General features: G+C 69.3%; 11 protein-coding genes and 1 pseudogene. 2 read left to right on the top strand and 10 right to left on the bottom strand.

Annotated elements, in window-relative coordinates:
* Positions 1–13: 13 nt before the first annotated feature.
* The 4 genes from F4X11_13345 to F4X11_13360 all read right to left on the bottom strand — a co-directional run bounded on the left by F4X11_13345 (position 14) and on the right by F4X11_13360 (position 3992).
* Positions 14–952: an MBL fold metallo-hydrolase gene (locus tag F4X11_13345; protein ID MYN65999.1), complete on the bottom strand. Its 939-nt coding sequence runs from the start codon at positions 950–952 to the stop codon at positions 14–16.
* 92 nt (positions 953–1044) lie between these two features.
* Entirely contained in the window at positions 1045–1734 is a 690-nt protein-coding gene (locus F4X11_13350) for a hypothetical protein (GenBank protein MYN66000.1), read from the bottom strand.
* Between the two features lie 412 nt (positions 1735–2146).
* Positions 2147–3220 (bottom strand): HupE/UreJ family protein, encoded by a 1074-nt coding sequence (locus F4X11_13355; protein MYN66001.1) that lies wholly within the window; start codon positions 3218–3220, stop codon positions 2147–2149.
* A gap of 55 nt (positions 3221–3275) precedes the next feature.
* A complete protein-coding gene (locus F4X11_13360; GenBank protein ID MYN66002.1) occupies positions 3276–3992 on the bottom strand; it encodes a DUF3891 family protein in 717 nt (238 codons plus the stop codon).
* Positions 3993–4096: 104 nt separating this feature from the next.
* Between F4X11_13360 and F4X11_13365 the strand changes: the two genes are divergently transcribed.
* Complete coding sequence (locus F4X11_13365; protein ID MYN66003.1) at positions 4097–4324, top strand: hypothetical protein; 228 nt, start codon at positions 4097–4099, stop codon at positions 4322–4324.
* A gap of 21 nt (positions 4325–4345) precedes the next feature.
* Positions 4346–5176: a peroxiredoxin family protein gene (locus F4X11_13370; GenBank protein MYN66004.1), complete on the top strand. Its 831-nt coding sequence runs from the start codon at positions 4346–4348 to the stop codon at positions 5174–5176.
* 8 nt (positions 5177–5184) lie between these two features.
* Here F4X11_13370 and F4X11_13375 read toward each other — a convergent pair whose 3' ends face one another.
* From F4X11_13375 to F4X11_13400, 6 genes and pseudogenes are all read right to left on the bottom strand, one after another.
* Entirely contained in the window at positions 5185–6453 is a 1269-nt protein-coding gene (locus F4X11_13375) for an MFS transporter (protein ID MYN66005.1), read from the bottom strand.
* Positions 6438–6716, bottom strand: a complete 279-nt coding sequence (locus F4X11_13380; GenBank protein MYN66006.1) for a DUF983 domain-containing protein — start codon at positions 6714–6716, stop codon at positions 6438–6440. The genes F4X11_13375 and F4X11_13380 overlap by 16 nt, the downstream gene beginning before the upstream one ends.
* A gap of 212 nt (positions 6717–6928) precedes the next feature.
* On the bottom strand, positions 6929–7897 hold the full coding sequence (locus F4X11_13385) for a DUF523 and DUF1722 domain-containing protein (GenBank protein MYN66007.1): 969 nt from the start codon (positions 7895–7897) through the stop codon (positions 6929–6931).
* Complete coding sequence (locus F4X11_13390; GenBank protein ID MYN66008.1) at positions 7894–8973, bottom strand: DUF1365 domain-containing protein; 1080 nt, start codon at positions 8971–8973, stop codon at positions 7894–7896. The genes F4X11_13385 and F4X11_13390 overlap by 4 nt, the downstream gene beginning before the upstream one ends.
* Entirely contained in the window at positions 8733–9989 is a 1257-nt protein-coding gene (locus F4X11_13395; protein MYN66009.1) for an FAD-dependent oxidoreductase, read from the bottom strand. Before F4X11_13395 ends, F4X11_13390 begins: the two co-directional genes overlap by 241 nt.
* Positions 9990–10192: 203 nt before the next feature.
* Positions 10193–10263 (bottom strand): annotated as a pseudogene (locus tag F4X11_13400) (nuclease).

Raw genomic sequence — 10263 nt, forward strand, 5'->3', positions numbered from 1 at the left:
TTCCTCGCGGCCGTCAGCGGCCCGCCAGCTCGTTGTAGATCGCCTCGACGTTCGCTCGTGCCCGTTCCATGTCGTAGTCGGCGTAGCGCTCCGACAGATCGAGACTCGAGACCGCCCGGTCGACGCTCCGTCCGGCCTCGTACGACGCCCGTACCGAGGCGAGGAAGTCCCGATTGAAGTCGGCGTACTCCGCCAGGTCGCCCCAGGTCATCCACCCCGTCCATGCCCGGCGCTCCCCCCGGTCGCGGCGGCCGCGCCCGGCGTAGGTCGTGGGAATGGGACCGTGGCCGGTGATCACCCGGTCCACGCCGTCGATGGCCGCCACCGCCTTCGCCAGCGTCTCCGGGAACGCGACGCCGCTCCCGCCGTTGGCAGTGTCGATCTCCGGAGCCGCCTTGTCCGGAAAAAGGTCGCCGAGATACGCGGTCCGCTTCTGCGGGAACACGACGACGACGTCGCCGTCCGTGTGGGCGGGGCCGAAGTGGTAGAGCTCGACGCGGTCGAGATCCTCGAGCAGGGCGAAGCGGTCCGTGAACGTCGTCGTCGGCAGTCCCGCGCCGCCGGCGAACAGCTCCATGCGCGCCATGTTCGCAAGCGTGTTCTCGTGCGCGATGAAGTCGACCACGTCCGGGAACTCGCCGTTGGCGCCGGTGTGATCGGCATCGGCGTGCGTGCTGATGATGGTCGTCACCGGCAGGTCCGTGACCTGGTAGACCGCGTCGCTCACCGCCTGTCCCCAACCGGGCAGCTTGGTGCCGACCAGTATGACCCCGCCGTTGATCTCGTCGATCAGCGCGAGCCCGTTCGCGCCGCCGTCTCCGAGGTGATAGAGGGTGTCGCGTACGTTGAGGGTGTCGATCCGGACGAACCGCTCCTCCTGTGCGTGTCCGCGGAACGCGAACGTGAGCAGCAGAACGACGCCCAACGTGATCGGACCGCACCACCGTCTCATGGGTCTCCTCCTCGCATGCCGGACCGAACCCGTCCGCGAACGCCCCGGACACGAGCATCATACCGCCGGCTGTCGGCCCGCCCCGGATCCCGTCAGAACGCCAGGCGCAAACCCCCGCCGGCGTGCGTGCCGCCGAGCTCCAGGGGCGTCGCCGATCGGCCGCCCAGGCGGACCGTGGCCGTGCCGCGGCTATAGCGGACGCCGAACCCGACGCCGACGCGTTCGGTCAGGAGCCACGTCCCATCGAACCCGAGGTTGAGTCCGAGACTGCCGGCGGTGACCGTCCTGGACCGGTGGCCCGTCAGCATGACCTGGTCGAAATCGTCACTCGCCTCCCGCGTGTCGATCTGCGACACGAGATCCTGTCTGGCGATGAAGATCGTGGGACCCCATGTGGCGCGCAGGAGGAAGGTCTCGTTGACGAACCACCAGTACTGTCCCTGAACGTGCAGGCCGATCTCCCTGCGGTTCAGGCCTCTGCGTACGCCGCTGGCCGGGCGGGAGAATCCGAAGAAATGGGGATGCGGAACCTGAGCATCGACCCGGGCGGTCGTCGGCTCGGCGACATGGGATCCGGCGAAGCCCAACGCGAGGTCCTTCCACAGGCGGAAGGCGATCCCGCCGTCGAGTGCATGGTGCTTGGTGACGTCGTAGTGCGACTCGAAGGAGCCGGTCTCGTCATGCTGCTGGAAGGTGACCCGGTTCATGAACGCGTCCTGGATGAACTGCATGCCGAAGTTGACGCTTACGATGCGCGTCCTCTCCGCGAGCGGCTGCTCCACGGGTGGCTGCTCTGCGGGCTGCCGCTCCGCGGATGGCGGCTGCTCTACGGGTGGCTTCTCTATGGGCTGCTGCTCCGTGGATGGCTTCTCTGCGGGCTGCTGCTCCGCGGATGGCTTCTCTGCGGGCTGCTGCTCCGCGGATGGCTTCTCTGCGGATGGCTTCTCTGCGGATGGCTTCTCTGCGGATGGCTTCTCTGCGGATGGCTTCTCCGTGGGCTGCTGCTCCGGAGGTTCCTGTGCGGCCGCACCGGCGGCAGCCAGCAGAAAGGCGGCGGCGAATGCCAGCGCCACAGGTCTGGTGCGTGTCCGTTGAGCGGGCATGGGCGCGCGGATCGTAGCGCCGCCGGTCGTGCCGTGGCAATCGGGCGAACGCGCGTGCACGCGGCCCGTCGCCAGGGTCGGCGTTTTGTGGCTACCCGACCACCCGCTCCACCGTCCAGAACAGCCCCACGCCGGCGATCGCCAGGGAGAGCGGGACCACGACGCGCGGCCGGTACCACGGGCGATCGCGGACGCCCAGCACCACGGCGCTGGCGGCCGCGATAACCGCAAGCTGGCCCGCCTCGACGCCGACGTTGAAGGTCAGCAACGCCGTGACGAATTCCGATCGGGGCAGTCCGAGATCGGCCAGCACGCCGGCGAAGCCCATGCCGTGGAGAAGGCCGAATGCGAAGACCAGCACGACGCGCGACGGCTGCAGCTCGCTCGTGAGGAGGTTCTCCACGGCGACGTAGGCGATGGACAGGGCGATGAGCGGTTCGACCATCGACGGCGGGAGCGAGAAGACGCCGTAGATCGTCAGGGCGAGGGTCAGCGTATGGGCGGCCGTGAACGCGGTCACCTGCAGCAGTAGCGGCTTCAGGCGCGTGCTGAGGAGAAAGAGGCCGAGGACGAACAGAATGTGGTCGAGCCCCTTCGGCAGAATATGCGTGAAGCCCAGGCCGAGGTACTGGGTCGCGACCTGCCACCGGGTGAGCGGCAGCAACGCATCGATGTCGAACGCCTCGCTGATCTGCGCCGCGAGCAGCCAACGGGTGACCGGCGATCCGACGGCCGGCGCAACCGTCAGGGGGTACTCGTCGACGACGAGGCCGTAGCCGAACCGAAAAGTGCTCGCGCCGGGCGGTACGGCGCCGGACAGGCGCATCAGGCCGGGCTCGGCCAGCCCCATCGGCCCGCTGCGGTCGCGTTCGAGCGGCGGCAGATACGTCACTTCCGGCGGCGTCGCGGGGTTGTCGTCGAACAGCAACGTGATGCCGGCGGCGAACTGCGAAGCGAGCTCGGTGAGCCGGGCGTCGCGTGCATCCACCGGCGGCAGCTCGGCTGCGCCCGGGTGGAACTGCAGCCACAGCCAGTCGGGGTCGTTGAGGACGTCGATCCGGTATTCGTCGCCGGCGAGGAAACTGATCAGGACGTGGGTGTTCTCGATCTCGTGGGCCGCGGCGGGGCGGACCAGGAAGATGGCCGCGAGCAGCCACGACGCCATGAACACTCTCCGTTGCGGACCAACCCCGGCGGTTCTGCGGGTCATGCGTGTCATTCTACGAGCTTGCGCCGCGGAGTGTCCCCCGGAGCGATGCTGCAGGGGCCCGATCGAACACGGCGCGGAGATCGTCGTCCGAGGCGTACGACCGCGCCGGCAACCGGCGGGCGGAAACCGTGAGCTCGACGGCCTTCCCCGCGAACGGGTCCGGCGCCACCTGCAGCGTCGATCCTCGGCGGGCGATCGTGTAGCCCTCGTAGCGGAACACGTCGGACCACTCGCAGCAGAAGACGAGCGAGATCAGATCGCCCAGAAACACGAAGCGGTAGTCCGCCCGCAGGGCGCCGAGATCGTTGTCGTAGGCGCCGTTGCCGAGAATCCTGTCGCGCTCCGCCGTCATGTCGATGCGGAACTCCTCCCACCCGGGCAGCGGATGCACGTCCAGCAGGGCGAGCGCATGCTGCGCGACCAGCGCCGCGGCCGCCGGATCGACCGGTTCGAGGCGGCCCACACCGCGCGGCCAGATGCCCTGCTTCGTCGCGTCCGGGGCGGTCATGAAGTGCTGCGGGCGCCCGCCGGCGGCGTCGAGCCGGGGTCGGTCGTCCACTTCCATCCAGCCGTTGTCGTGCTCGCGGGTGGCGAGGAGCACCGTCTCGCGCGTCGGGCTCGCGGGAAGGCCGTCGGCGCACCAGGCGGCCATGATGCGCCCGGAGAGGGCGGCATGGTCCGGCTGGGTCACGAGCAGGAAGTCGTCGTCCTCGTGTCGAACGATCATCTCGGCTCAGCATATCCGCGTATGATGAGACGGTGGGCCGGGGGCCGGCGCTCGTCGCCGGGAACACCGGGTCGGCACGACGTTGAACACATCGGAGGTTCGAGATGAAGCTCGCCCGCATCGTGACACTTACGCTGGCGCTCGCGTTCGCAGCCGCTGCGACCGCCGCCGCACAGGCCCCGCTGCCGGACGTCGACCGGTTCGGCCCGCAGGTGGGCGAGACCGTGCCGTCCTTCTCGCTCGCCGACCAGAACGGCGAGGCGCGCGACCTGCAGTCCCTGATGGGACCGAACGGGCTGATGCTCGTGTTCAGCCGCTCGGCCGACTGGTGACCGTACTGCAAGACGCAGCTCGTGGAGCTGCAGAGCCGTCATGCGGACCTCCAGGACAGCGGCCTCGGCCTCGCCGTCGTCACCTACGACCCGACCACGACCCTCTCCCGGTTCGCGGACGCGCGGGGGATCGAGTTCCCTCTGCTTTCCGACGAAGGCTCGGCGACCATTCGGGAGTACGGCCTCCTGAACGAGGAGATGGACCCGGCCCGTGCGCCCGAGGAGCGCCGCGCGCTGATGCAGCGGCTGTACGGCATCCCGTATCCGGGCACGTTCATGCTCGATGCCGAGGGCCGGGTGACCGCCCGCTTCTTCGAGGCGGCCTACCAGGAGCGTTCCACCGTGTCCAGCATCGCCGCCCGGTTCGGTGACGCGGCGGCGGGGGCGGGCCTCGCCGCGGCGAGGGTCGAGACCGATCATCTGGAGGCGCTCGTCTGGGCCACCGACGACGTGGTCGCCCCGGGCAATCGCCTGTCCCTGGTGGTCGACGTGACGCCGAAGACCGACATGCACGTCTACGCGCCGGGGGATCACGCCTACCGGGTGATTCGTCTCCGCACGACGGCGCCCGACTTCCTGCGGAGCCACGAGGTGACCTACCCGCCGTCCGGGATGTACCGCTTCGAGCCCCTGGACGAAACGGTGGCGGTCTACGAGGAGCCTTTCCGCCTCGTGCAGGACGTCACGATTCCGATGCGGCAGGACATCGCCGAGCTGGCCGCCGAGCCGGGCGCCACCGTCCGCGTCGAGGCGGTGCTGGAGTACCAGGCCTGCGACCACGCGGTGTGCTACCTGCCGCAGGCGGTGCCGTTGCGCTGGGACCTGTCCTGGCGCCCGCTGATCCGCGACTAGGGCCGGCCCTACAACTCGCGGATCCCGTGGCTGCGGGCGAGGAAGTACAGCGCCACCAGGACGAGCAGGCCGCCGTTCACGGCGATGACCGTCGGGGTCGAGGCGTACGTCGTCAGATAGCCGCTCGCGAGGCTGCCGAGCGGCATGCCGCCGCGAAAGGCCATCAGGTAGATGCTCATCACGCGGCCGCGAAGCTCGTCCGGCACGTTGAGCTGGACGAGTGACGCGGTGAGGGAAAAGACGATGAGCAGCGCGGCCCCCGCGAGGAACAGCAGCACGTAGCTGACCGGGCTGACCGGCAGGAGGGCGAATACGGAGATCAGGCCCCCGAACCCCGCCAGCACTCGCAGGAGCGTCAGTCCCATCCGCTCGAAGCTGCCCAGCCAGGCGACGACGAGTGCGCCCGCCACCGCGCCGGTCCCGAGAGAGGTCATCATCTGGCTGAGCGTGTTCGGATCACCTGCGAACACCGGCAGGAAAGCCCGGATCGGCAGGCCCAGAGAGGTGGTCGAGATGGCCAGGATGGTCAGGGCGAGGAGCGCGCCGCCGTTGCCGACGTAACGCAGCCCGCTCTTCAACTCCTCGATGACCGGCCGCCGTTGCGCCGGGTCGGGCGGCGTCACCTGCAGCAGGCTCAGCACCACTATCACGACGAGGAACGACGCGCTGTTGATCCCGAAGCAGGCGACGAGCCCGAGGGTCGTGAAGACCAGGCCGCCGATGAGCGGACCGACGGACTGCGCCAGGTTGAACTGTATGGAGTTGAGGGCGACCGCGTTCGGCAGCGTTCTGCGCGGCACGAGTGCGGGGATGAGGGACTGGAACGCGGGGCCGCCGAACGCCTGCGCCAGTCCGGTCGTGAACGAGAGCACCAGGATGTACGGCAGGCGCACCGTTTCGGTGAAGACCAGCGCGGTCAGGATCAGGGCGCAGATCATCTGGAGCGTCTGCGAGGCCATCAGCATGTGGCGGCGGTCGTAGCGGTCGGCGGTGACGCCGCCGATGAGCGTGAAGAGGAGCAGCGGCACGTTCCCGACGAACATGTCGAGCCCCAGGTAGAAGGCCGACCCCGTGAGGTCGTAGATCAGCCACTGCTGGGCGAAGCGCTGCATCCATGTGCCGACGGCGGACGTGAACGCCGCCGTCCACAGGTTTCGGAACGCCCGGAACGTGAAGGCCTCGCCAAGGCGCAGCAACGCGCGCACGACGGCGCCTTGGGCGGGCGCGTCGGCCTGGACCGGTTCGGTGGTTTCGGAATCGGCTATCGGTTCGGCCACTGAATGTAGAGCCCTTCACCCAGGAAGACGAGGCTGGTCCAGAGTCCCTTGGACAGTCGATAGAAGGCGAACGGGGCGAGCCCCGCGATCGTCGTCCAGATGGGGAGCTGCTGGGACGTCGTGAGCGAGGTGAAGGTCTGCAACAGAAGATAGCCCGTCACCGTGAGCCCGAGGGTGAGTCCGAGATTGACGTAGACGGCGCCCAACCACTGGCCCGGCTCGCGTTCGAACCGTTCGCCGCACGCCGAGCACCGCTCGTACATGCGAGTCGCGGATTCGAAGAGACGCCCGTAGCCGCAACAGGGGCATCTGAGCCGGCATCCGCGTCCGATGAGGTCGGCGATTTCGCGGAGCACTGGAGCGCTGCCTGCATCATTCTATCAGTCACGGGCGTAGGGCCGGGCGCGACCTTACGGTCGCGTTGGGAGTCTTGCGCCGCCGAGCTCGGTCCGTTGCGTTCTCCGGCGCAAGGCTTCTATACATGGTTCAGGAGGGCCAGCTCCTTCGGATGCGGGTTCAGATAGGTCTGGTCCCGAAGGTACGCCACCTCGAGTCGCCGCGCATGGTGCCGCACCAGCGTCAGTGGCACGATCCGCGGCACCAGGCCGCGCCGGTAGTCCTCGAGCACGGCCAGCAGCTCGTCGCGCGAGGCTTCGTCGATGCGGCGCTTGAAGTGGCCCATCGCGTGCATGAGGGCATTGGTGTGGCGCGCCCGCGTCGCCCGGATCCGCATGGCGGCCATGAACTCGTCCTCGTAGCGGCGGCCCAGCTCCGCGCGGGGGATCTCGCGCGCCTCGGCCACCAGGCGTCCCAGCTCGCGGTAGCGGACCGGCGAGTGGGCCATCAGCGCCAACTTCTGCGTGGTGTGCCACTGCACGAGGGCGCCGACGTTCCAGCGGGAGGAGAAGAGCGCGCGCAGGCGTCGATAGGCGAAGACCCGCTCGAAGAAGTTCTCGCGCAGCACCGGATCGTGCAGCCGTCCCTCTTCCTCCACCGGCAGGTTCGGGTACTGCCGCAGCAGCTCCGCCGCGAAGACTCCGCGGCCGTTCCGTTCCGACGAGCGGCTGTCCTCGCCGGTCCAGACCTTGACCCGCTCCATGCCGCAGCTCGGGGAGTCCTTCTTCAGGATGTAGCCGCTCAGGTCGGCCTTGGCCAGTGCGCGCAGCCTGGCGCGGGCGAAACGGCGCATGTGGCCGGTGAGTCGGACCCCGCTGCGGCTGACGAGTCGCACGCCGTCGGAGCGGTCGGCGTCGCGCACCAGGCGGATCGGCTCGCGCGGCGTGCCGAGACCCGCCTCCTCCTCGGGGCAGATCGGTATCCACTCGACCAGTTGGCCGAGCGTTTCCACGAGGTACGGATCGCGCTTGTGCCCGCCGTCGTGCCGCACGCTCTCGCCGAGCAGGCAGCTCGATACCCCGATGCGAACCGGCGCCGCAGCCGTCATGGTCTTCCCGGTCCACCAGCGGACGACCCCGCTGGCGCGTGCTCCCGTCTGCCTTCGCCGGCGGCAAGCAGTGCGCGCTGTCTCCGCCGGGCCGCTGTCTCGCCGGGGTGGCTGAGGAACGGAATCCCCTTCAGATACAGCCGGGCGGCCTCGACGTGGATCGCGGTGATCGTCTTCAACGTGACGAACGGATAGCGTAGCAGCGCGTCCGCGACCGTGCGGGTCGTCAGCGGCCTGCGCCGTCCCCGGAGCCGGGCGTCCAGCACGCGCCGCCCGCGCTCGTGCTGCACGATGACGACGCTCAGGCGGTCGTCGATCGGGGCCAGCTCGAAATCGTACGTGCAGTCCATTGCCAGAAACGGCGAGACGTGCATCTCCTTGGTGCAGCGGAATCGCGCCGTCGCGCTCCCGGCGGCGGCCCGTCTCCCATCGAGCAGATACAGGTGCCGTTCGCCGAACGTGTTGTCGACCTCGGCGACCACCGCGGCCAGGGCGCCGTCGGCGTCGTGGCAGTAGTACAGGCTGATCGGATTGAAGACGTAGCCGAGGACGCGACATTGCGTGAGCAGCGCTATCGTGCCGCCGTCGAGCGCGATGCCATGGCGCGCGAGGAGCCGGCGCACCTTCCCGGAAGTCGCTCCCGGACGGCCGTCCAGGTGATCGCGGTCGAAGAACGACCAGAGGTTCCACCGGTTGACCGAGAACGGCGCCACCGTTCGGCCGAGGTGATCGAGCTCGTCCAGATCGAGGTATGCGAGAAAGAGCCGGTAGCGGAAGTCGTGCACGCGCGGATGGTGCCGGCGGTGCCGGACCCAGCCGGTGTACAGGCAGGAGTTCACGACGTCTCCCGTCGGCGCTCGATTGCCTCGCCCACGGCGAGGCCTGCGCGCACGCCATCCTCGTGAAAACCGTTGCCGAGATAGGCGCCGCAGTAATAGGTGCGGCGCCGCCCGCTCAGGGTACGGATCGCTCCCCGCGCGCGCAGCGCCTCCGTCGTGTAGACCGGATGGTCGTAGACATGCCGCGCAACGATCTTCGACGGATCGAGACGCGCTTCGTCGTTGAGCGTGACGCACCAGGTCGGGTGCTCCGGCAGGCGCTGCAGGCGGTTCATGTGGTATGTCATCCGCAGGTTCGCACCGGCGTCCCGGCAGTCGTCGACCTGCGCGTTCCAGGAAGCCCACGCATCCCGGGCGCGCGGCAGGATGCGGGCATCGGTATGCAGGACGGCGACGTTGCGCCGGTAGGCAACGGCCCCGAGCGCCGCGGATTCCTCGTCGGCCGGCTGCTCGAGAAGCGCCAGCGCCTGGTCGGCATGGGCCGCGATTACCACGTCGTCGTACGGCTCCCAGCCCATCTGGGCCGTATGCACCTCGACGCCTCCGGCATGGCGCCGGATCCGGCCGACCGCGGCGCGGAGCCGCAGGCGCTCGCGGAACGGGCGCACCAGCGCCTCCACATAGCGCCGGCTGCCGCCGGTGACGGTGCGCCAGGGCGGCTGGCCGCGTACCTGCAGCAGGCCGTGGTTGGCGAAGAAAGTCAGCAGGAACCGTAGCGGCAGCCGGTGCGCATCGTCCGCCCCGGCGGACCAGATTGCGCTCGACATCGGCAGCAGGTAGTGCCGGAAGAAGTCGCGTCCGAACCGGCCCGCGGTCAGAAGATCCCCGATCGTCTCGTCGTCTCCCGACCGGGCCGCCGCGCGCCGCCCCCAGGCGTTGAAGCGCAGGACGTCGATGGCCATGCGGTGGACGGCGGGCCTCAGGATCTGCACCCGGCGGGCGAAGAGCCCGGCCAGGCCGCGGCTGCTGTACTCGATTCCGCAGCGTCGGCAGCTCACCCCGAACGACATGTCCCCCGGTTGGGATGGGACACCGAGCTCGCGGAGCAGCTCGGCGAAACGGGGATACGTCCGCTCGTTGAAGACGATGAACCCGGTGTCGACGGCCAGACCGCCGGGTACGGTGACGGTTCGCGCGTGTCCGCCCGGTGCGTCGGCCGCCTCGTACACCGTGATGTCATGCCCGGCGTGCAGCGTCCGGGCGGCGATCAGCCCCGAGACGCCGCCGCCGACAATCGCGATTCGCCGCCGCATGCCGTGCCTTCGTGTCGCAATGGCCCTGCGCGTCCTTCTTCCAGTATGTCGCTTCTTCCGCCGCGGCGGCTCGCCGCTTTTCCTCTGCCGCAAAACGGGGGCCGGCGTCCGCCTCCGACGGTCAAGCCGTGGCTGTCGGTCGCACGGCGACGACGGATCACTTCCCTACAATCGAAGTATGGCGACTCGGAAGTCGATCACTCCACCGCGGCATCCCCTGGCGGACGGGGGGGGGGGGGGGGGGGGGGGGGGGGGGGGGGGGGGGGGGGGGGGG

It is taken from the genome of Acidobacteriota bacterium (genome assembly GCA_009861545.1).
GTDB lineage: Bacteria > Acidobacteriota > Vicinamibacteria > Vicinamibacterales > UBA8438 > WTFV01.